We start from the raw sequence: 20,639 nt of genomic DNA, 5'->3' as shown, positions 1-20,639 counted from the left end.
GCGGGGAACGCTGACTCGGTGGGGTGTGCGCGCACCAGTTCGTCGATGCCGCACCGGTACGTCGATGCCGCACCGGTACGTCGGCGGCGCACCGGCTGCAGCGGGTGCGGGGCCGGGTAAGGGGCGCGGGGCCGGGCAAATGGTGCGGGGAACCCGACTCGGTGGGGTGTGCGCGCACCACTTCGTCGATGCCGCACCAGTTCCTCGACGGCGCACCGGTACGTCGGCGGCGCACCGGCTGCAGCGGGTGCGGGGCCGGGCAAATGGTGCGGGGCCGGGCAAATGGTGCGTGGCCGGGCAAATGGTGCGTGGCCGGGCAAATGGTGCGGGGCCGGGCAGCGGGTGCGGGGACGGGCAAATGGTGCGGGCCGGGCAAAGTGTGGGGGAGCGGACGAGGGGTGCGGGAACCGGCGCCCGCGGGTTCTCGGGACGACAAGGTCAGGACGAAAGCCACTACTTCAGCGCGGCTCCCGGTGGTCGACTGGCGCCACCGTACGCGGGGGTGAGCGTGATGAGGCGGACGTCGGGATGGTTGCTGGCGCTGATGCTGGCATTGATCATGGTCGGGCTGGTCCCGCCGCGCGCAGCGGCGGCGGACCGCGCACCCGGAACCTACACCGGCCCGGGGTTCGATGCCTGTACGGCGCCGTCGTCGGCCGCGATGGACGCCTGGCTCGCGTCGCCGTATCGCGCGGTCGGCATCTACTTCGGCGGCAGCAACCGTGCCTGCAGCCAGCCGAATCTCACCGCGTCCTGGGTCAGTCACCAGCAGTCGCAGGGCTGGCATCTGCTGCCCATCTATCTCGGGCTGCAGGCGCCGTGCACGACGTCGAACAAGAAGAACCTCTTCGATCCTGCCCGGGCCTCCGCCCAGGGCAGGTCGGAGGCCGAGGCGGCCGTGACGGCGGCCAAAGCCCTCGGGCTCCCCCGGGACAGCACCCTGATCTTCGACATGGAGGCGTACGCCGAGAACAACTCCGCCTGCACGACTGCAGTGCTCAGCTTCCTCGGCGCCTGGACCTCACGACTGCATGACCTCGGTTACCTTTCCGGCGCCTACGGCAGCCTGAACTCCACCGTCCGGGACCTGGTCGACGACTATCGCTCCACCAGCCGACCGCATCCGGACTATCTGTGGTTCGCCCGCTACGACGGTGTCGCCGGCGTGGACAACCCGGCGATTCCGTCCGGCTACTGGAGCCCCCACCGTCGGAGCCACCAATACCGCGGCGGCCACGACGAGACCTGGGGCGGAGTCAAGATCAACATCGACACCGATTACGTCGACCTGAAAGTGCTGCCCGGCCCGGGCTTCAACGACTTCACCGGAAACGGGTGGCCCGATCTGCTGGCCCGCGACACAGCGACGGGTGACGTGTACCTGTACCCGGGCAACGGCACCAACCTGGAGAGTCGGACCCGGATCGCGAGCAAGTGGACCGCCTCGGATTCGATCACCCGGTTCGGCGACTTCAATCGTGACGGTCCGGACGACATCATCGTCCGCGACTCGAACACCGGCTACCTGTGGCTCTACCCGGGCACCGGCTCCGGGCTCGGGCCGCGGGTCCGGCTGGCCACCGGATGGAACGCCATGCGGGAGACCACCGCGGTGGGCGACCTGACCGGCGACGGCTTCCCGGACCTGGTGGCGGCGGACAAGTCATCGGGCACGCTCTACCTCTATCCCGGCCGTGGCACCGCGCTGGCCAGCCGGATCAGCCTCGGGCCGGACTGGCAGACGATGAGTGAGCTGACCGGCATCGGCGACCTGACCGGAGACAGCAGGCCTGACCTGCTGGCCCGCCACACCGCCTCCGGCACGCTGTATCTGTATCCCGGCAAGGCAAGCGGCTTCGCTGCTCGGATCAACCTGGGCACGGGATGGTCCGACCGGCGTGGCCTGGTGGGTGTCGGCAATTTCGATCGCCGCAGCTATCCGGACCTGATGGCGGTCGACAAGAGCACGGGGAACCTGTACCTGTATCCCGGCAAGCAGAACGGCCTGGGGAGCCGGATCAAGCTCTCCGGGGGCTGGACCAACCGCAGTCCGCTGCTCTGACCCACCCGAGCGGACCCGGAGTGCTTCACTTGCTCCGTGACGACAAGCAACCAGCGGCCCGTGGACCTCGACTTCCCGAGCCGCATCAAGGGCCCGATCATCCAACGCCGCGGACAGATCGAGCAGACCACAACCGATCAGCGGCTCCTTGATCATCGTGGCCCGACCGACTGGGTGCATTCCGATCCGTGGCGGGTGTTGCGGATCGAGGCAGAATTCATCGAGGGCTTCGGGGCACTGGCCGAGATCGGACCGGCGATCGCCGTCTTCGGTTCCGCCCGCACCAAGCCCGGTACCCCGGAGTACCAGCTGGCGGAGCGAGCCGGCCGCAAGCTCGCCGAAGCCGGATTCGCGGTGATCACCGGTGGCGGTCCCGGTGCCATGGAGGCCGCCAACAGGGGAGCGCAGCAGGGCCAGGGTGTCAGCGTCGGGCTCAACATCGAGCTGCCCTTCGAACAGGAGCTCAATCACTGGGTCGATCTCGGCGTCAACTTCCGTTACTTCTTCGCCCGCAAGACGATGTTCGTCAAGTACTCCCAGGGATTCCTGGTGCTGCCCGGGGGATTCGGCACGTTGGACGAACTCTTCGAAGCCGTGACGCTGGTGCAGACCCGCAAGATCACCAGGTTTCCCGTTGTGCTTCTCGGCACCGACTACTGGTCGGGCCTGATGGAATGGCTCGAGAAGTCAGTGCTGGCCGAAGGAAAGATCGGCCCGACCGATCTCGGCATCCTCATCGTGACCGATGATCTTGACGAGGCGGTGGCATCGATGGTCGCCGCGCGCGACGCGGTCTGACTCCGGCGGGATGATCGACGCGGATGATCACAGGCTGCGCAGCACCCGGGCGGTGTGATCATCGGCCGGAAAGAACGTCTCGATCGCGATCTCGTCCAGGGTGACATCCCTGGGTGAGCCGAAGACGGTCGTCGTGTACAGCAACCTCAGCTCGCCGTGCTCGGTCGTCAACTGCAACGGCACAACAAGATCATCTGCCGAGCCGCGGTCGCCCTGATCGTCGTCGGCCGGAGCGGGGTAGTCGAGGATCTCCTCGATCAGGTCGGCCAGTCCCGGATCCGCGGTCCGTTCCAGCTGGCGATGCAGGCGCCGCAATACCTCTGTACGCCACCTGGCAAGGTTGCGGATCTGCGGTGCCAGACCATCGGGCGCCAAGGTCATCCGGAGCATGTTCAGCGGCGGATGGGATGTTCCTTGGGACGGGATACCGGCTGCACCGCCGAGGAAGGCCTCGGCCGCCCGGTTCGCGGCGATCAGATTCCAACCGACGTCGACCGCAACAGCAGGATTCGGCTCCAGTCCGCGGAGAATCCCGTCGACAGCCAGCCGGGCGGCCGCGAGATCGGTCAACGACCGTTCGGAGTACGGCGGAGCGAAGCCGGCCGCAAGATGCAAAATGTTCCGCTCACGCAGCGGAATGTCGAGCTCGCCACAAAGCCGTTCGATCATCTCCCGGCTCGGCGATGATCGTCCGGTCTCGACGAAGCTGAGATGCCGCGCCGAAACGCCGGTCGCCAGCGACAAGTCCAGCTGGCTGAGCCGCCGGCGCTGCCGCCACTGCCGGATCAACGCGCCGACCGGCTGGGTGGTCACCGTCATGGCAGACAGCGTGCCCGATCGGGGCTCGCGCGGCAATGACGTCGGAGGTAATCGACACGATGATCATGTCGGGGGACAGTTACTCGGACACCGAGGTCGTCGGAACCGACCGACGACGCATCGAATCTCCTGGAAGGAGAAGACCCATGACCGAGACGGCCGACCATCACACCGAGATCACCCAACGATCCGAGTCTCTTGATCAAGGCGAGGTGCTCCAGCACTACATCGAGTTCTGGAACGCCGAAACCCCCGAGCTGCAGCGCAGCGTTGCCGGTTCGATCTTCCACGAGCCGCTGGAGTATCACGCACCGGTGGGGGTATTGACCGGAGCCGAGTCGCTGATCGAGTTTCGCACGCAGTTCATCGATCACATGGGCAGTGCCTCGCTCGTGGTCCGCCGGACCCCGGAGACCCATCACGACCGTGCCCGGCTGCTCTGGGAGATCCAGCTCGCCGGCGGGGAGTCGTTCGCCTCCGGCACCGACGTCATCGCGTTCACAACCGACGGACGGATCTGCTCGATCTCCAGCTTCCTCGATCGTGCTCCCGAGCACTTCCCACACCAGCACGACCCGGAGGACTGATCAACTTCCTTGATCAACGGTCCGTGATCGGTCCATGATCAGCAATTCGTGATCTGTTCCGCTTGATCAACACTCTTTGATCAGCAAGGACCAGTCCAGGACCACCGGGTGGAGTTCGGCCGCCGCCCACGCCGCCGTCTGGTCGACGTGGTGCGGATGGCCGGGCCGCCCGAGGCGCCGAAGGGCACAACCCACCGACTGCGTGACGGATCGGCAAGATCCCACACGTACCGGGCCATCGAGGTCATCGCGCAGTGATGGGTCAGTCCCGGCGTGGAATGTGTGGCGCGAACGCAGCTGCCGTCCCCTGCCAGCGGCGGATCGGGGAGGCGCGGCACATGATCCTCGGCCAACCCGGTCAATCCGTGGACCGGGGCCAGCCGGTGCGCGTCGCCCCAGACGCCGGTCGGCGGATCCGCCGCCACCGCAGCGAGAGCCGAGGTGACGCCGGTCTGAAGATCAAGATCGAGCTTGTCCGCGTTGAGACAGATGGCGTCGAAGGCGACGCCGATCCGGACCCGCACGTCCATGGTCGCCGCGAAAGGACCTGGCAGCGGATCGGGATCGCGCAGTGCGACGAATGGCGGCTGCTCGGCGATCCAGTCGGTCATCGCCGCCCGCCAGCTGGCGTACAGCAGGGCACCACGGCTGTCGGCGCTCATCTGCCCGTCCCAGGCCAGCAGCTCCTGCCTGAGTGATTCCGCGGCGGACACCTGCTCCGACCCAGTGACCTCCGTGCGCCGAAGGATCTGCTTGGCCAGTCGTGCCGCGCCGAGTTGCACGTCGCCGTGGATGGACTCCATCGCCGACACATCGGCGGCTCCCGCAGCTAGCTCGCTGAGCCGGGAGCTGATCCGGCCGGCCCGCCAGCCGGGCGCGTAGAACTTCCCGAGACCCCCACCGCTTGCCCGGTCGTTCGCGTTGACCGCCAGGTCATCGACCACATCGACCGGCATCGCGGCGTACGCGCCTGACCAGGCATGGCGGGAATCCCAGGCCGGCACCGGCAGGTCCACATTCCGGTCGTCCCGCAGTGGAACCCGGCCGGCAACGAAGTGCCGGACGGCGCCGGAACAGTCGGCGACGATCCCGCTGTTGACCGGCTCGACCCAGGAGGCCATCGCTGCCAGAACGTCGTCGACGTCGCGGGCGTGCAGCAGTGGCAGCAGGCTGCTGAAGCCGAGATCGTTCTCGACCATCGTCGGCGTCTGCAGGCTGAGGGCGGCCCGGTCTCGCCATCGACGATCACCGGGCCGCGTCGGGTGACCAGCACCTCGAGCTGCTCGGTCGTACCACCCCGAACGGAGATCGTTTCGATCCGCCGCTGCACCGGCTCCGGGCCGCTCGGTCCGCGTGCGGTCACCTCGGCACCGGAGCGGTCCAGCTGCTCCTCGAACAGGTCCTGGTAATCCGACATCGCGTTGGTGATCGCCCAGGCCACCCGTCCGGTATGCGCAAAGTGCTGAACGCCGGGGACGCCGGCGAAGGTGAAGCCGAAGACGTCGAATTCCGGGCAGGCGAGCCGCACCTGCTGGTAGACACCGGGAAAATCGGCCTGCCGGTGCGGATCTCCGGCGATGATCGGCTTGCCGCTGGCCGTACGACGGCCGGTCACTACCCAGGCATTGCTGCCGATCGCGTCGGGAATCTCGCTGTCCAGCAGATCGACAACGTCGGCGCCGAGCCGCCGGCTGACGTGCCGCCGCCACAACTTGTAGGCGAAGCCGCCGAAGATGAGCTGCTGGACCGCAAACAGGGCCAGCGGTGACCACGGCTGCCAGGTCCCGGGGCCGATGTCGAGCGAATCGAACTCGTACGCCCCCGACGCACCGTCGGCCAGCCCGGTGTTGACCCCCTCGGTGAACGCCGACACCCAGGTCTGTGTCCGGTCGTCGAGGTTGTCGAAACAGCGTTGGGCGACACGGTCGATCCCGGCACGGCGCGCGAACCGGTCGAACGTCAGGCCGGGCGCCCCGATGATCTCGGCCGTTCTGCCCTCGGCGCGCCGCCGGTTCCACTCGATCTGCCAGGCGCGATCCTGAGCCACGACGCGTCCCTGCAACCGGGCCAGTTCGTCGACGGAATCGGCCCGCAGATGCGGCACGCCCTGAGCGTCGCGAAATACCTCGACCATACAAACACGGTAGCGGTGGGGATTGTCATGATCGTTTCAGGTAGCGCCGGGCGCAAGACGACCGGCCCGGCACAGCAAAGCTGCGCCGGGCCGGTCGAGTGCTCGGATGAATGTGGGCGTCGGTCAGTGCTGCGGGGTGCGGTTCTCCGCCGAGACCATCCAGGCCAGCTGCTCGGTGCGTTCAATGATGGTGTGCAAGAGATCGGAGGTTGTCGGATCCTCCTCCTCGACGTCGTCATGGATCTCCCGCGCCGTCTTGGCCACGCCGTACAGTGCGGCGCTGATGGCGTCGACCGCCTCGCTGGTGCTGATCTCCCCCTCGGGGAACGGCTTCAGCCCGGAGACCTTGGCGACCGTTTGGGCGCGGCCGTCCGGAGCCACGTACACCGCACGCATCCGCTCGGCGACGTCGTCGGCGAAGTTGCGGGCATCCGCGACGATCTCGTCCAACTGCAGGTGCAGATCCCGGAAGTTCCGTCCAACGATGTTCCAGTGGGCTTGCTTGCCCACCAGGTGCAGGTCGATCAACTCGACCAGCAGGTTTTGAAGGTGCTCTGAAAACTTCGTCGAGGCGCGGAACGCATCGGTCTGGTCTGCCATCTGAAATTCCTCCGATCATGAATGGATTCAACCGGTGTCAACGGGGTACTCCATTGTCGTCGCAACCGGCACATCGGTTTGCCCGCTTCTGTTTCCTGTACCCCTCGCGAATCGTTTAAACAGTTGCGCAAGATCAAATATGTCCCCTCCAAGTATCGACAGGAAGGCGAAGACGTCGCAAGATGGAAGCAGCCCCGAGGATGGTGCCAAAGACAATGATCGAAGAGGTCGTTCCCCCAATGGCTCCGAGCAGCCTTGTGTCTCCGGATGTTGTCGAGCCGGCTGTTGAAAGATCTAGTAATGATCTTGGAATGTCCGGGGCGCGCCGCTTCCGCACCGTCGGACGCCCGCTGACCGTCCGCCTTCCCGAAGCCATGATGGACGAACTGCGGTGGGTCGCCGACCAGGAGGGTTGCGACGTCGGCGAGATCGTGGTGAATGCCGTCGACGAGTTCCTCGCCGATCATTGGTTGCGCAACAGCGACCTCTAGCCGCCCTTTCCTTCGAATACGCGTTTGAAGTGTCCTGAGACTGCAGCCGGCGAACTGCACCCGTGATCTCCGACGACGGCGAAGCCCCGTCCGGGATCGCTAGGACGACAGATCGAGTGCGGCGATCTCTCGGGCCATTTCGAGTTCCTCCCGCGCAGTGACGACGACCGAGCGGACCCGGGCGCCGCCCCCGGTGAGGTCGAGATCCGGCTGCGCACTGTCGTTGCGGGCCTCATCGATCGCCACCCCGAGCCAATCCAGCCGCCGGCAGACAGACTGCCGGACCAGCGACGAATGTTCGCCGACCCCGCCGGTGAACGCGAGCACGTCCACGCCGCCCATCGATCCGGCCATCGCGCAGATCGAAGTGACCAGCCGGTGCAGCTGAACCTCGAGCGCCGCAGTGGCGCGCCGGTCGCCCGCCCGGACGCCGGCCTCGACCTCGCGCTGGTCCTTGGTCCCGGCCAGCGCCAACATCCCGGACCCGGACTCCAGCATCTGCGTCACCTCCGCCGGTGACAGCTTCTGGTGTTCCTCCAGCCACAGGACCATGCCCGGGTCGACCGTTCCCGATCGCGTCGCCATCACCAGGCCCTCCAGCGGAGTGAAGCCCATCGTCGTGTCCACACTGCGGCCGTCCTGCACGGCACACAGTGAGGCACCCGCGCCGAGATGGCAGGTCACCACCCGGGTGCCGTCGACCGGCAGGTCGGCCAGTTCGCAGGCTCGCCTGCTGACGTACGCGTGCGACAGACCGTGGAACCCGTAGCGCCGGACGCCGCGGTCGCGCCACTCCTGCGGAATCGCGTAGGTCGCCGCAGCCGGTGGGATGGTGGCGTGGAAGGCGGTGTCGAAGCAGGCGGCGGCCGGCACGTCGGGCAACAGGTCGGCTGCGGCACGTAGACCGGCAAGTGACTTCGGCTGGTGCAGGGGAGCCAGGTCGGTGAGGTCCTGCAACTGTCGTTCGACCTCCGGGGTGATCCGCACCGCGGACGAGAACTGCGTTCCACCGTGCACCACCCGATGTCCGACCACGTCCGGTTTCGGCCATCCGGTCAGCGCATCGTCGACGGCCCTCGGATCAAGTTCCTCGCCGGCGATCGACAGATCGCCGGCGTGCGTAACGGCTCCGTCCTCCAACAGCCGCAGTTTGACGCTGGAGGACCCCGCGTTGACAGTCAGCAGGCGCATGATCGCGACCCCTCAGTCGCCGACCGCCGGAGCCGCGTCCTGATCGACTGGCCATGACCAGCCGGAGATCGCTGGGTCGTCCTCGCCGTGTTCCCGGGTGTAAGCACGCGCAGCGAGCCGGGAATCTGCGAGGTCCTGCCGCAGCGTCGCCGCCCGGCTGCCCAGCGTCGGCACTCGGTCGATCACGTCCATCACCAGATGGAAACGGTCAAGATCATTGAGCATCACCATGTCGAACGGGGTGGTTGTGGTGCCCTCTTCCTTGTAGCCGCGCACGTGGATGTTGCGGTGATTGGTGCGGCTGTAGGTCAGCCGGTGAATCAGCCACGGATAGCCGTGGTAGGCGAAGATCACCGGCTTGTCCCGTGTGAACAGCGCGTCGAACTCCCGATCGGTCAGACCGTGCGGATGCTCGGTGCTCGGCTGCAGCCGCATCAGATCGACGACGTTGATCACGCGCACCTTGAGATCGGGCAGGTGGGTCCGGATCAGGTCTGCCGCCGCCAGCGTCTCCAGGGTGGGAATGTCACCGGCACAGGCAAGGACGACATCCGGCTCCCCGTCGGTCGTTCCGGCCCAGTCCCAGATGCCGATGCCGCGCGTGCAGTGCGCGATGGCCTCGTCCATGGTCAGATAGTTCAGCGCAGGCTGCTTCCCGGCGACGATGACGTTGATGTAGTTGCGGCTGCGCAGGCAATGGTCGGCGACCGACAGCAGGGTGTTGGTGTCCGGTGGCAGATAGACCCGCACCACCTCGGCCTTCTTGTTGATCACGTGATCGATGAAGCCGGGATCCTGATGGCTGAAGCCGTTGTGATCCTGCCGCCAGACGTGGCTGGACAGCAGATAGTTCAGCGACGCGATCGGGCGCCGCCACCCGATGCCCCGGGTGACCTTCAACCACTTCGCGTGCTGGTTGACCATGGAGTCGACGATGTGGATGAACGCCTCGTAGCAGTTGAACAGGCCGTGCCGGCCGGTCAGCAGGTAGCCCTCCAACCAGCCCTGGCACAGATGCTCCGACAGCACCTCCATCACGGTCCCGTCCGGGGACAGCTGGACGTCGGTCTCCAGCAGGTCGGCCTCCCACGTCCGATCACTGGCCTCGAAGACCGCGCTGAGTCGGTTGGACGCGGTCTCGTCCGGACCGAAGACCCGGAAATGATCACGGTTGGTGTTGATCACGTCGCGGAGGAACGTGCCGAGCACCCTGGTCGCCTCGCCGGTGCCGGCTGCCGGCGCAGGGACCTCGACGGCGTAGTCCCGGAAGTCCGGCAGATCAAGATCACGAAGTAGTACGCCACCGTTGGCCACCGGATTGGCGCTCATCCGGCGGTCGCCCTCCGGGGCGAGTGCGCGGAGTTCGTCGATCAGGGCGCCATCGGCGGTGAAGAGTTCCTCGGGCCGATAACTGCGCATCCAGTCCTCGAGCTGTCGACGATGCTCGGCGTTGGTCCGGGTCTCGGCCAGCGGCACCTGATGTGACCGGAACGTGCCCTCCACCGGCAACCCGTCGACGGTCTTCGGGCCGGTCCAGCCCTTCGGCGTCCGGAGAATGATCATCGGCCACGGCCGGCGGGTGCGCGCGCCGCCCCCGGTGCGCGCACCGGTCTGGATGTCGGCGATGGTGTCCAGGCAGCGCTCCAGGGCGACCGCCAGGTCCTGGTGCACCTGGGCCGGATCGTAGCCGGCGACCAGCACCGGATCGTGGCCGTAACCGCGCATCAGCTGCATCAGCTCGTCGTCACCGATCCGGGCAAGCACCGTTGGATTGGCGATCTTGTACCCGTTCAGGTGCAGGATCGGCAGGACTGCACCGTCTCGGGCCGGGTTGAGGAACTTGTTGGAATGCCAGCTCGCGGCCAGCGGGCCGGTCTCGGCCTCACCGTCCCCGATCACGCAGGTCACCAACAGGTCGGGGTTGTCGTACGCCGCCCCGTAGGCGTGGGCCAGGGAGTAGCCGAGCTCGCCCCCTCGTGGATCGAACCGGGCGTCTCCGGCGCGACGTGGCTGGGGATCCCGCCGGGGAAGGAGAACTGTCGGAACAGCCGGCGCAGTCCCTCGGCGTTGTTCCCGATGTGCGGATAGATCTCGGAGTAGGTGCCCTCAAGATAGGCGTTCGCCACCAGCCCCGGCCCGCCATGGCCGGGACCGGTGATGAAGATCGAGCTGAGGTCCCTCGCCTTGATCACCCGGTTCAGGTGGGCGTAGAGCAGGTTCAGTCCGGGGGTGGTGCCCCAGTGCCCAAGCAGCCGGGGCTTGACGTGTTCGGGAAGCAACGGCTCGGTGAGCAGCGGATTGTCCAGAAGGTAGATCTGGCCGACCGAGAGGTAGTTCGCCGCCCGCCAGTAGGCGTTCAGCAGTTCGAGATCGGTACTGTCCAGAGGTGTTTTGGCCCTGCGTGCCATCTGTTCCCCTTCAGTGGGTGGATACCTGGCTCACGCTACCCGGGGAAGGCGGTGCCGTAACCGCCCAGCTGATCGCTCAGAAGAAATCCGGACAGAATGGTGCGCGGTCACTGCGGAAGGCCGACGTGGCCGCTCGGACGGCTCCGGGGGTGTGCTCCTCGACGAGGCCGGCCCGGGCGAAGGCGCTGAACGGGGTGCCGCCGAGATAACCCGCGGCCAACTGTCGTGCGCTCAGCGTGAGGTCTGGAGCGTCATCGGTCCGGGCGACGGTCGCCCCGTCGACGCCGGCCTGTATCCGGAAGCGACCGCCGGCGTCGGGCAGGAAGCGATCCACGATCTGGATCACCAGATCAAGATCATCGGAGTACGTCCTGGCCTGGAGTGCGGCCGGCACGTCGACGATCCGCGCGTAGGCTGCGTCGGTCAGCTCGGTCTTGATCATCCGCTGGTCGGCGAGCAGTTGATGCAGCGGCTCGTCGACCGGCGCGTTGGGCCGGCTGACGGCGCGGACCAGGTCCAGATCGAGCAGCCAGCGCCACAGTGCGGCGTAAGCCTGGGAATTGCCGGCGTCGAGTTCCTCGACCTGCACCTCTCGACCATGATCAACGATCGAGCTCTGCCGCTTCGTCCGGAAGGCCGCGAACCCGTCCGCCGTACCGTCGACGGCGAAATGTACCGCGAACCGTCGTGAGCTCGCGCCGTCCCGCCAGCGCTCCGGGTCGGCGAGCACCGACTCCCACCAGATGTCGTCACGCTCGAGATGGGCGGGACGATCCGGCAGGAACGACGACCGCAACCCAGGAACCAGCATCCTGTACTGGTCGACGGAGACCTCGTCCACCGACCCGTCACCAAGATCGACTTCGGGCAGGAACTGCAGTTCCCGCGTCCTGCCGGAGAGTCGCAACTGTCTGGTGACGCCGCCGTAGCCGAAGCGGCCGTAGATCAACGACTCCGTTGCGAACAACAGCGCGACCGGTTCGCTGATCGTGGTCAACTGGTGCCGCATCATCTGGGTCAACAGGCCCCGGCGTCGGAATCCCGGCGCCACCGTCACGGCGGTGACCGCCGCGACGTCGACAGTCCCACCGGGGACGACCATCCGCCGGCTCGAGGACAGCGCGGAGGACACCCATCGGTCGCCGGAGCGGAAGCCGAACCAACGGCCCTCCTGGTAGGCCTTGCGGTCGTGCTCCCACTCGTCACCGTGGTAGTCGGAATGGAAACCCAACGTGACGGCGCGTTCGAAGGACTCGATCTGGTCGGAGACGACCGTCTCCAGGGTCAGTTCGGCGTGATGGGGCGGCGTCGGGTGCTGACTCATGGTCGGGAGTCAACCATGATCAGCACCCGCGACGCCAACCGCTTACTTGAGGAAGATCTCCACCACCGGCACAGCGACATCCGGCGACTGGATCGGCAGATCGAGCGTGAGCGTGCCGGGTGGCTGCCCGCCCGGAGTGGTGTTCTGCGCTGTCTGGCTGGGATCGGTCTCGGTGTACCGGATCTCCGAGGCGTCGTTGAGCAGCTGGGCGTACGCGACCTTGCCGGCCAACCCGGCGAGGTGCACATGTCGCATCGGCCAGGAGAACAGGTGCAGGTAGAGCCGCTTGCCGTTCTGGGTGTAGCGAGTGTCCGGTGGGGGAGTGAACTCGCTGGCTCCGGCGCCATAGATCGACCGGCCGTGCAACTTCGTCCACTCGCCGATCCCCGCCAGGGACGCGATCGCGCGTGGGTCGAAGTTGCCGCGGCCGGTCGGCCCGACGTTCAACAGCAGGTTGCCGTCCTTGCTGACACCGTCGACCAACATCTTGATCAACATCTCGACCGACTTGTAGTCGTGGTTGTCCCTGTCGTAACCCCAACTGCCGTTGAGCGTCTGGCAGGCTTCCCAGATCACCGGTTGGCCGTCGCGGGTCATCGGGCCGGACGGCTGATACTGCTCGGGAGTGACCAGGTCGCCCGGAATGTCCAGCCGGTCGTTGACGATGATGTTGGGCTGCAGCTCCCGAGTGAGCTTGATCAACTCCGGTGAGTTCCAGTCGTCCTTGCCCTTGCCCTGCAGTCCGTTGGCTGCTCGGCCGGGGAAGGAGAAGTCGTAGAAGATGTAGTCGATCTGACCGTAGTTGGAGAGCAACTCGCGGACCTGCCCGTGCAGGTATTCCCGGTAGCGGTTCATGTCCCGGCCCTCATTGAGAGCCGCGGCGTTGTCGTCGTCGCGTCGCGGGTGCACCGGATCCACCGTGTAGTCGGGATGGTGCCAGTCGATCAACGAGTGGTAGAGACCGACCTTGAGGTCGGCCTCCCTCAGCGCCTCGACGTACGCGGCGACGACGTCCCGGCCGTGCGGCGTCTTGGTCACCTTGTAGTCCGTCAGCGCCGAGTCCCACATGGCGAAGCCCTCGTGGTGTTTGGTGGTCAGCACCACGTACTTCATGCCGGCGTCCTTCGCCGCCTGCGCCCAGGCACGCGGGTCATAAAGGTCGGCCTCGAAATAGTCGAAGTACTTCTCGTAGTCCTCGGTGTGGATGCGTTCGCGGTTCATCACCCATTCGTGCCGGGCGGGAAGGGCGTACAAGCCCCAGTGCACAAACATCCCGAACCGATCGTGGGTGAACCAGGCGTGCTCAGGGTTCATGGTCCCAGCAAATCATCGGATGTATCCGGGAGTCAATGGCCAATCCCACGGTTGGTCACCAACTCGACTCCGCGTGGTCATCGGATCAATCAGTGATTCTCAGTGACCACCCAGCAGCACGACGTGTTGCTGCTGCCGGTGCCAGGAACGGTGAGTGATCATGTCACCGACGATGTGCTCCTTCACGTTCGCCAGACTCACTGACCGCCCGTGGCATGAATCGGGTTCGAAAGGCAACTTCTGCGATGTCTGCCCCCATCACCTCGACCCGCCGCCATCTGTTGGTCGGTGGTCTCAGCCTCCTCGCCGGTGCGGTCGGCTTGAGCGGTTGCGGTTCGGTGCCGACCCGCAGCGGTGGGCCGACCCGCAGGGGTGGGTCGACCCGGACCGGCGGGCCGACCCGGACCAGTGAGCCGTCCAGCTCAGCTGCAGCCACGGCCGGCGCTGCCGGCTCAAAGATCACGATCAGTTTCCTCGAGGCGATGTCGTCGGGTCCCCAGCGAGCCGCGCTGGCGAAGCTGACCGAGGACTTCATGCGGGCAAATCCCAACATCGTCGTCGAACTCAGGGAACAATCCGACCAGCAGACCCTGCGGCGCAGGATCAACGTGCAGCTGGCGGAAGGCCGTCCGCCGACCATCGCGGAGGTCGCCGAGCACTGGGCGGCCGGCTACGTCAAGGCCGAAGCGATCGTGCCGCTGGACTCCTACATCGCCGATGCCCAGCAGTACGAGGACTTCTATGACGGCGTCAAGGCCGATCTCCAGCTCCCCGACGGCAACGCCTGGATGTGGCCGTTCACCAAGTCGGTCGACGTCCTGTACTACAACGCCGACCTGATCGGAAAACCGCCGACGAGCTGGGACGACTTCGCCAAGGTCGCCCGCTCGGTTTCCCAGGGCAGGTCGGCCAGGGGTACGTCGACCGGGAGAAAGGTGGTCGCACTGACGATCGATCCGGGCAACGCTGCGGCACCTGCCGATGGCACGACGCTGCTGGAGATCATTGCGCAGGGCTACGGCACCCCCGTTTTCTCCGCCGATGGTTCGCCGCAGTTCACCGAACCGCCGGTGACCAAGGCTCTGCACTATCTGGTCGACCTGAAGCGGGCGGGAGCCCTGGCACTCGGCAGCAACCATCCGGGTCGTAGCGCTCTGGCCGACCAGACCGGCGTCTTCGACATCTCCGGCGTGGAGGAGTATTCCGACACCCGCGCGACCATCGGCGGGAGGTTCACCCTCGGCGTCGCGCCGCTGCCGACCGGGCCGAGCGGCAGGGCGAACCGGCTGGCCGGCTCCAACCTCGCACTGTTCGCGGCCGCCGACCACGAGCAGAGGGCCGCTGCCTGGAAGTACATGCAGTTCCTCACCCAGCCGGAACAGCAGGCCTACTTGTCGGCGCGGACCGGCTATCTGCCGGTGTGCCAACAGGCCACCCAGCGGGCTGACTACAAGACCAACGCCGAGAAGGAACCTTTCGTCGTCGGCGCGACCGAGCAGCTCAACATCGCGACGCCGTTGCCGCCGGTCACCTGGGTCGATGACTGCAGGGGATTCCTTGCCGTGGCGATCCGGCAGGCGGTCAGAGACGGCACCGATCCGGTGGTAGCCCTGCATGCAGCGCAGGCGTCAGCGCAGGAGGCCAGAAGTCACCGATGACGGCAGGAAAGGACGGGCGGGGAGGACGGTCGGGCTAGTCGAGGAGGGTTCGATCCGACCAGCGGTTGCTTCGCGAGTCGGCGACCTTCGCGGTCCAGCAGGGTCGCTTGGCATCGTTCGTCCGAAGCCACTTCCCGGGACGCTCGCGTGGGGAAACCCCTACCCACGACGACCGGTGGTGGGGATACACGTGAACCCCATGGTTGCCCCGGTCGATGATCTTCACGTGCCAACCACGACCGTCCGACCCGGGAGCCTGTGGATCCGGGGCAGGGGAAGCTGGGCCTGCTGGGTCGGGGTCGTGCACCCTTGCCGTCGTGCCCGGGCCAGCAGGCACCGTGTTGCTTGGCTTCGAGTTACTTGGCTTCGAGCTGCTTGGCTTCGTGATGCTCGGAGTCGCGATGCTCGGCTGGGTGATGCTCGGCCGCGTGATGCTCGGAGTCGGCCTGGGGCTCGCCACGCCGCTCGGCGGCTTGACTGCTGGTGATGGCCCGTTGCCGATGGTCGTGTCGTTGTCGGGCTTGATGGTGGCGGGCTTGCTGGGTACGGGCTGGACGGTCGTCGGCTTCGGCTTGTTGCGGGCCGGATCGGTGAGGACCGGTCGCGCCGTACGGCCCGGCGACCTCGCTGGTGACGACTGCTCCTGTTTCGAACGCGAGCGCGCGGCCTTCCCTCGGTGCGACTTCGATGGCTTGGGCGGCGCCGTCGCCGGGTCGGTGAGCGCGGGCCGGCGAGCGCTCCGGCTGACCGGGTCGGAACCGTTGGTGAGCAGCCTTCTCCTGTCCGCGGCGCTGGTACCCGGGGTGCCCGTGGAGCGGGTCGTCGATGCTGAGGCCCCGTGCGACGTGCTCTTCGGCGCGGTCCGCTCCGGTGTGGTGTGCTTCGGCGCGAGGTGCGGGTCGGCGTGGCGAGGTCCAGTAACGGTCGTCTCGGGAGTCCGTCCGGGAATTGTCGAACCCGGCGCCGTACGCGTGACGACCTCCGAATCTGCGGCAGGTGCGGTGCGGCCCGGCCAGACGGCGACTGTGACCCCGGTGCCGATGGCTGCGATCAGGGTGGCCGGTAGCACAACGGGAGCGATCCACTCCCGCATTCGACTCGCCACGCGACCCCCACCCCCAACGTCTCTCGTCGACACCAAACCGTTATGAAATTCCTCCGCGAAGTTAAGCACATCCACTGCGGAGTGCAAAGGGGCGCCCAAGTTCACCGTCGGAAACGGCGACGTACCAGGTCTTCGACGATGCGCTAGTCACTCGACTGCGCACCAGTTGCTCGGTGACGCACCAGTTACTCGACGGCGCACCAGCTTCAGCCGGTGCGCAATCGAGTTGCTGTCGCGGGAACGAGCAGTTGGTGCGGGAACGGGCAGTTGGTGCGGGAACGAGCAGGCCGGTCAGTAATGATCACGGATCCGCGCCGGACGGCCACCGAAGATCGCGCCGAGGGTGTCGTCGTGATCGGCCGAGCCCGACAGTCCGCCGACGGTCCGGATGCCGGCCGCCGACTGTGCCCCTGCATACGCGATCGCCAGCCCGTTGGGCGTGAACACCGGTACCGGGCTGTCTGCGCGAAGATCACCCAGTCTGCTGCACCGCGCAACGCCGGCCGACAGCTCCAACCGGTAGTGCCCATCGGTGCCGGTGATCGGATCCCCGGCGACCCCGAACTCCACGGTCGTACTGATCACGGTCGGATAGCCGCGCGCCTGCAGGGCACCCACGACATCGATGATCTTGAGCATATACGGTTGTGAGTCAAGAACCTGCCACTCCGAGGTCGGGAAGAGCTGGAGCACGAGATCAAGACCGGAGGCGTTCTCGATCTTGATCCAGCCGACGATGCTGGCGTACGACCCCAGCGCCGCCAGCAGGGCCCGGTAGCCGTCCCGTTCGGCGGCGATCAGATCGAAGACCTGCAGCTCGCCGTCCGGTCCGAAAGACGGTCCGCGGTTCCAGCTCGTATAACCGATGATCGTTCCGTCCCGTTCGGCGACGGTGATACCGGTGAAGCTCTTGATCAACTCCTCGTCGTCGACCGGGAAGGAGGCTCCCCGACGACTGAGGGGTCCATTGTTGGCCGCAGCCCACACGTCGTACGCCTCCCGGATCGCCGGTCCGTCCGCTGCCGTTGCGCGGCGGGTCCGAACCCCTTCGGGCGCAGTGATCCGGGCCAGCGCGGAGATCGGGAAACGTGCCGGGTCGGAAGTGCAGATCACCTCGTAACCCAACCGCCGATAGATCCCCACCGACGACGGGTAGAGCGCGGAGATGACCGCCCCGCGGTTCTTGGCGATACGGAACAACTCGGTGAACAGCGGGGCCAGCAGCCCCTGGCCGCGGTACTCCATCGCCACCGTCACGCCGCCGATGCCCGATGTCGGCACCAGTTTGCCGCCGAACCAGCAGTCGTAATCCCGATCGACCATCCGTCCGGCCATCGTCTCTCCGTCCATGGCGACCACCGGAATCGCGCCGGGCCGGTCGATACTGCCGGGCTCGGACGGCGTGGGTGGGAAGCCGAAGGCCTCGTGGCCGAGGCGCCAGAAGCGCTCCGCCTCGTCCTGGGTCGGGGTGCGGATCTCGAAGTCCATGATCAGCATTCTTGCGTTAGGGTCACCGCATGCCGAGTCTGACCCGCGTCGAGGCGCAACAGCGTGCCGAACTCATCACCGTCCGCGACACCGACGTGGTCCTTGATCTGACCCGGCAGAGCAGGAGCGAGCGGGAATTCGGGTCGGTGACGACGATCCGCTTCGATGCCCGTCCCGGCGCACAGACCTTCCTTGATTTCAAGGGTGTGCGGCTCAACGCGGCACGGCTCAACGGTCGCGAACTCGATCCGTCGAGTTGGCAGGACGAGCGGATCCCGCTCACCGACCTGGCCGCCGACAACACCGTCGTGGTCGACGCCGTGATGGCCTACTCCAACGACGGCGAGGGCCTGCACCGGCACGTCGACCCTGCCGATGACAAGGCCTACCTGTACGCGATGAGCTTCCTGGACGCCGGGCCGCGCTGGTTCGCGTGTTTCGATCAACCCGATCTCAAGTCCCGCTACACGTTCCGCATCTCCGCACCAGAGGACTGGACGGTCCACGGCAACGGCCCGGCCGAACAAACGGCGCCGGGCCAGTGGACGATCACCCCGCTGCAGCCGTTGTCCACCTACTTCGTCACCCTGATCGCCGGCCCGTACGCCTCGCTCTACACCGAACACGACGGCATTCCGCTCGGCATCCACGTCCGTGCCAGCCTGGGCGACGCCCTGCGACGCGAGGCGGAGGACATCTTCCGGGTGACCGAACAGGCCTTCGACTACTACCACCGCACCTTCGGCGTGCGGTACCCGTTCGGCGAATACCACCAGGCCTTCGTGCCGGACTTCAACGCCGGTGCGATGGAGAATCCGGGCTGCGTCACCTTCCGGGACTCCTTCATCTACCGTTCCCGGGCCACCCGGTCGGAGCGGGCCGGCCGGGCCGGTGTGATCGCCCACGAGATGGCCCACCAGTGGTTCGGCGACCTGGTCACCATGGCTTGGTGGGACGACCTGTGGCTGAACGAATCCTTCGCCGAGTACATGGCTCATCGCTGCTGCACCGAGGCCACCGCCTACCCGTTGTGGACCGAGTTCGGGATCTCCCGCAAGGCCTGGGGCTACGTCGTCGACCAGTCCGCTGCCACCCACCCCATCGCGGGCAATGGGGCCGAGGACGCCCAGACCGCCCTGCAGAACTTCGACGGAATCTCCTACGCCAAGGGTGCGGCGGCCCTTCGGCAACTCGCGGCCTACCTCGGCGACGACGTGTTCCTGGCCGGGCTGCGCCGGCACTTCGACCGGTACGCCTTCGGCAACGCCGATTTCGCCGAACTGGTGGCGTCCTGGTCGGCGGCGGCGGCGCGAACCTTGAGGATTGGACCAAGCAGTGGCTGCTGACCGCCGGCGTCGACACCCTGCGGCTGGTCGGCGGTGAACTGGTCCGCACGCCGCCGGCCGACCGTCCGGCCGATCGCACTCACACCGTCCGGCCGGCCGGGGTGACGCCCGACGGAGCGCTGGTGGCGGAGCAGTCGGTCGTCCTCACCTCCGATCCGGTGTCCTACCAGCGTCCGGCCGGCGCGGTCGCGGTCATTCCCGACGCCTACGACGAGACCTGGGCCAAGGTGCGCTTCGACCCGACCGACTGGCAGCAGCTCGCATCGCTGGTCAGCAGGATCACCGAGCCGGGCAGCCGGGTCGTCGTGTGGAACAGCGTCCGGGACCAGGTCCGCGACGCCGAACTCGATCCGCAGGAAGCGTTGGCCATGATCAGCGGGCAACTGGCGGACGAGCCGGAGGACGTGATCGTCAACGTGATCCTGCAGGCTGCCCACCGGAGCCTTGCCGGTCCGTACGCCCCGATCGCCGAGCGTGCCGACCGGTTGGCGGCGGTGTCGGCGCTCGCCGGGCGCATCCTGGACACCGCGCCCGCCGGTTCGGACCGTCAGCTGATCGCTTTCAGAACCGCCATCGCTGCGGGCTCGGATCCCGACCGGCTCGATGGCTGGAGGCGGGGCAGAAACCTGCCGGCCGGCATCGCGCTCGATCCCGACCTGACCTGGGCCATCGTCACCAGGATCTGCTTCCTCGCCGACCGGCCGGAGGTCATCGACCAGACCCTGGCGACCGACCAGTCCGCTGCAGCACGGGTCAACGCGGCCCGGGCGCGGGCAGCGCTCCCGACTGCCGAGGCGAAGCAACGTGCCTATGAGTTGCTGACCAAGCCGGCCGAGCTGTCGGCGTACGAGCTGTACGCGACCGCGGAGGCGATGTTCGGCGACTCGCGCGAACAGGTGGAGTTGACCCGGCCGTACGCCCTGACGTTCTTCGCCGACATGGCGGCAACCGCCGGATTCCGCAGCGGCTGGGTGCTCGGCAAGGTCCCGACGCTGGGCTTCCCGCTTGCGGTCACCGAGCCTGAGGTGCTGGCGGCAGCAGAAACCGTGCTCGCCGCCGACACCACCTCACCGGTGATCCGCCGGGTGCTGACCGAGGACGTCGACCAGCTTCGCCGGGCCCTGCGGTCGCTGGAGCGCTTCGGCTCCGTCTGAAACCAGCACGTCGGATCCAGCCCCGGACGTCCCGTCGGGAATTTTCCTGCCTGTTATCCAGGTCACAATCAGGTTTCTTGTCCGGGCCCGAACCACCGGTCAACTTGCTGCTGACGCCGGTTTGTGGTTAGAACTTGTCTGTTATACGCCAGCAGTGTCG

The 20,639-nt window shown here is 66.8% G+C and carries 14 protein-coding genes and 2 pseudogenes; 8 read left to right on the top strand and 8 right to left on the bottom strand.

Annotated elements, in window-relative coordinates; all coding sequences use genetic code 11:
- The first annotated feature begins 511 nt into the window (after nt 1–511).
- A complete protein-coding gene (locus GJV80_RS12365; RefSeq protein WP_195908901.1) occupies nt 512–2,062 on the top strand; it encodes a glycoside hydrolase domain-containing protein in 1,551 nt (516 codons plus the stop codon).
- Between the two features lie 36 nt (nt 2,063–2,098).
- Entirely contained in the window at nt 2,099–2,860 is a 762-nt protein-coding gene (locus GJV80_RS12360; RefSeq protein WP_154688156.1) for a TIGR00730 family Rossman fold protein, read from the top strand.
- 27 nt (nt 2,861–2,887) lie between these two features.
- Here GJV80_RS12360 and GJV80_RS12355 read toward each other — a convergent pair whose 3' ends face one another.
- Nucleotides 2,888–3,679 carry a helix-turn-helix domain-containing protein gene (locus tag GJV80_RS12355; RefSeq protein WP_154688155.1) on the bottom strand — a complete coding sequence of 264 codons (792 nt, stop codon included), beginning with the start codon at nt 3,677–3,679 and terminating at the stop codon, nt 2,888–2,890.
- Between the two features lie 146 nt (nt 3,680–3,825).
- Between GJV80_RS12355 and GJV80_RS12350 the strand changes: the two genes are divergently transcribed.
- The gene (locus tag GJV80_RS12350; protein ID WP_230207622.1) at nt 3,826–4,266 is read left to right on the top strand and encodes a nuclear transport factor 2 family protein; all 441 of its coding nucleotides are present in this window, start codon (nt 3,826–3,828) and stop codon (nt 4,264–4,266) included.
- 80 nt (nt 4,267–4,346) lie between these two features.
- Here GJV80_RS12350 and GJV80_RS23920 read toward each other — a convergent pair.
- Together GJV80_RS23920 and GJV80_RS12335 are read right to left on the bottom strand one after the other, a co-directional pair.
- Nucleotides 4,347–6,400 (bottom strand): annotated as a pseudogene (locus tag GJV80_RS23920) (penicillin acylase family protein).
- 123 nt (nt 6,401–6,523) lie between these two features.
- A complete protein-coding gene (locus GJV80_RS12335) occupies nt 6,524–7,000 on the bottom strand; it encodes a Dps family protein (protein ID WP_154688152.1) in 477 nt (158 codons plus the stop codon).
- Nucleotides 7,001–7,311: 311 nt separating this feature from the next.
- On the opposite strand from GJV80_RS12335, the gene GJV80_RS12330 reads away from it, so the two are divergent.
- A complete protein-coding gene (locus GJV80_RS12330) occupies nt 7,312–7,491 on the top strand; it encodes a hypothetical protein (protein ID WP_154688151.1) in 180 nt (59 codons plus the stop codon).
- Nucleotides 7,492–7,590: 99 nt separating this feature from the next.
- Here the strand turns inward: GJV80_RS12330 and GJV80_RS12325 are convergent, their stop codons facing one another.
- The 4 genes and pseudogenes from GJV80_RS12325 to GJV80_RS12310 all read right to left on the bottom strand — a co-directional run bounded on the left by GJV80_RS12325 (nt 7,591) and on the right by GJV80_RS12310 (nt 13,728).
- Nucleotides 7,591–8,682: an acetate/propionate family kinase gene (locus GJV80_RS12325; protein WP_154688150.1), complete on the bottom strand. Its 1,092-nt coding sequence runs from the start codon at nt 8,680–8,682 to the stop codon at nt 7,591–7,593.
- 12 nt (nt 8,683–8,694) lie between these two features.
- Nucleotides 8,695–11,090: pseudogene (locus tag GJV80_RS12320) on the bottom strand (phosphoketolase).
- A 76-nt stretch (nt 11,091–11,166) separates the two neighbouring features.
- Entirely contained in the window at nt 11,167–12,414 is a 1,248-nt protein-coding gene (locus GJV80_RS12315; protein ID WP_154688149.1) for a GNAT family N-acetyltransferase, read from the bottom strand.
- 42 nt (nt 12,415–12,456) lie between these two features.
- Nucleotides 12,457–13,728, bottom strand: a complete 1,272-nt coding sequence (locus tag GJV80_RS12310; RefSeq protein ID WP_154688148.1) for an alpha-L-fucosidase — start codon at nt 13,726–13,728, stop codon at nt 12,457–12,459.
- A gap of 245 nt (nt 13,729–13,973) precedes the next feature.
- Here GJV80_RS12310 and GJV80_RS12305 point away from each other — a divergent pair, with 245 nt between their 5' ends.
- Entirely contained in the window at nt 13,974–15,386 is a 1,413-nt protein-coding gene (locus GJV80_RS12305; RefSeq protein WP_154688147.1) for an extracellular solute-binding protein, read from the top strand.
- 317 nt (nt 15,387–15,703) lie between these two features.
- Nucleotides 15,704–16,537: a hypothetical protein gene (locus tag GJV80_RS12300; RefSeq protein WP_154688146.1), complete on the top strand. Its 834-nt coding sequence runs from the start codon at nt 15,704–15,706 to the stop codon at nt 16,535–16,537.
- Nucleotides 16,538–16,782: 245 nt separating this feature from the next.
- On the opposite strand, the gene eis is transcribed toward GJV80_RS12300, so the two are convergent.
- Complete coding sequence (gene eis, locus GJV80_RS12295; RefSeq protein ID WP_195908900.1) at nt 16,783–17,979, bottom strand: enhanced intracellular survival protein Eis; 1,197 nt, start codon at nt 17,977–17,979, stop codon at nt 16,783–16,785.
- A gap of 29 nt (nt 17,980–18,008) precedes the next feature.
- Between eis and GJV80_RS23915 the strand changes: the two genes are divergently transcribed.
- Entirely contained in the window at nt 18,009–19,325 is a 1,317-nt protein-coding gene (locus GJV80_RS23915; RefSeq protein ID WP_230207621.1) for a M1 family aminopeptidase, read from the top strand.
- A 122-nt stretch (nt 19,326–19,447) separates the two neighbouring features.
- Nucleotides 19,448–20,479: an ERAP1-like C-terminal domain-containing protein gene (locus tag GJV80_RS23910; protein WP_230207619.1), complete on the top strand. Its 1,032-nt coding sequence runs from the start codon at nt 19,448–19,450 to the stop codon at nt 20,477–20,479.
- The last annotated feature ends 160 nt before the right edge of the window (nt 20,480–20,639 follow it).

Origin of the sequence: Microlunatus sp. Gsoil 973, from assembly GCF_009707365.1 — a bacterium.
In the GTDB taxonomy this organism is placed as follows: Bacteria; Actinomycetota; Actinomycetes; order Propionibacteriales; family Propionibacteriaceae; genus Microlunatus.
This window is presented reverse-complemented; position numbering and strand designations above follow the sequence as displayed.

Bases quoted from the DNA above. Each gene is read 5' to 3' on its own strand.
- GJV80_RS12365 (WP_195908901.1), top strand. From the start codon at position 512: ATGAGGCGGACGTCGGGATGGTTGCTGGCGCTGATGCTGGCATTGATC.
- GJV80_RS12355 (WP_154688155.1), bottom strand. From the start codon at position 3,679: ATGACGGTGACCACCCAGCCGGTCGGCGCGTTGATCCGGCAGTGGCGG.
- GJV80_RS12350 (WP_230207622.1), top strand. From the start codon at position 3,826: ATGACCGAGACGGCCGACCATCACACCGAGATCACCCAACGATCCGAG.
- GJV80_RS12335 (WP_154688152.1), bottom strand. From the start codon at position 7,000: ATGGCAGACCAGACCGATGCGTTCCGCGCCTCGACGAAGTTTTCAGAG.
- GJV80_RS12330 (WP_154688151.1), top strand. From the start codon at position 7,312: ATGTCCGGGGCGCGCCGCTTCCGCACCGTCGGACGCCCGCTGACCGTC.
- GJV80_RS12325 (WP_154688150.1), bottom strand. From the start codon at position 8,682: ATGCGCCTGCTGACTGTCAACGCGGGGTCCTCCAGCGTCAAACTGCGG.
- GJV80_RS12315 (WP_154688149.1), bottom strand. From the start codon at position 12,414: ATGAGTCAGCACCCGACGCCGCCCCATCACGCCGAACTGACCCTGGAG.
- GJV80_RS12310 (WP_154688148.1), bottom strand. From the start codon at position 13,728: ATGAACCCTGAGCACGCCTGGTTCACCCACGATCGGTTCGGGATGTTT.
- GJV80_RS12305 (WP_154688147.1), top strand. From the start codon at position 13,974: ATGTCTGCCCCCATCACCTCGACCCGCCGCCATCTGTTGGTCGGTGGT.
- eis (WP_195908900.1), bottom strand. From the start codon at position 17,979: ATGGACTTCGAGATCCGCACCCCGACCCAGGACGAGGCGGAGCGCTTC.
- GJV80_RS23915 (WP_230207621.1), top strand. From the start codon at position 18,009: ATGCCGAGTCTGACCCGCGTCGAGGCGCAACAGCGTGCCGAACTCATC.